This window comes from Leucobacter sp. G161 (assembly GCF_001482305.1).
Classification (GTDB): domain Bacteria; phylum Actinomycetota; class Actinomycetes; order Actinomycetales; family Microbacteriaceae; genus Leucobacter.
On sequence record NZ_LOHP01000109.1, the window covers coordinates 1 to 238 of the forward strand.

Annotated in this window: 1 protein-coding gene; it reads right to left on the reverse strand. The window is 63.0% G+C overall.

Annotated elements, in window-relative coordinates; all coding sequences use genetic code 11:
* The coding region (locus AUL38_RS16710) for an InlB B-repeat-containing protein (protein WP_161937468.1) at positions 1 to 238 on the reverse strand (238 nt) is incomplete at both ends.

Here is a 238-nt window from a genome sequence, read left to right on the forward strand (position 1 = left end):
TTCCGGCTTCGGTGACCCAGTTGGTGAAGGTGTATCCGTCACGGGTGGGTGTGGTGTCGGGTTGTGTGGCGGTGTCGCCTTCGGTGACGGTTTGGGTGGGGTAGTCGCCGGTGCCGCCGGTGAGGTCGAAGGTGACCTGGTATTCGGCTGCGGGGTTTTGGGTCCAGTCGGCGTAGATGGTGGTGTTGGTGGTGATGGGGGTGGTGAAGTCGTAGGTGGTTCCGGCTTCGGTGACCCA